Raw genomic sequence first — 575 nt, 5'->3', positions numbered from 1 at the left:
GCGCCGGTCGCCGTGGCTGACAGCTATGCGGTCGATGAGGATGGCACACTGACGGTCAATGCGACGAACGGTGTTCTGGCGAATGATACCGATGTCGAAGGCGATACGCTCACAGCCAGCCTGGTGACAGATGTCTCCAACGGCACGCTCACCTTCAATGCCGATGGGTCTTTCACCTATACGCCTGATGCCAATTTCAATGGCACAGACAGCTTTACCTATCGGGTGAATGACGGCAATACCGTCACCGTGACGCTCAATGTTGGCGCGGTGAATGACGCGCCGACCGCTGTTGCTGATGGCTTTACGGTCTCAGAAGACTCGGGTGCGACGACGCTGGATGTGCTCGCCAATGATTTCGACACCGAAGGCGATGCGATCACCATCACGTCGGTGACCCAGCCTCTGGGCGGCACGGTGACCATCACCAATGGTGGCACCGATGTGAGCTTCACGCCGGATGCGGATTTTAACGGCACGACGAGCTTTACCTATACGGTCAATGGCGGCGACACAGCGACGGTGATGCTGACGGTGACACCGGTGAATGATGCGCCGGTTGGTACGGATGGCTC

At 58.3% G+C, this 575-nt stretch carries 1 protein-coding gene; it reads left to right on the top strand.

All coding sequences use genetic code 11. The features are described from left to right. On the top strand, window positions 1-575 hold a 575-nt coding region (locus tag ACFQDM_RS15665), incomplete at both ends, for a cadherin-like domain-containing protein (protein ID WP_377380634.1).

Origin of the sequence: Ponticaulis profundi, assembly GCF_042659465.1 — a bacterium.
Lineage (GTDB): Bacteria > Pseudomonadota > Alphaproteobacteria > Caulobacterales > Hyphomonadaceae > Ponticaulis > Ponticaulis profundi.
The sequence above is the reverse complement of the archived record's forward strand: the minus strand, read 5'-3'. Positions and strand labels throughout refer to the sequence as shown.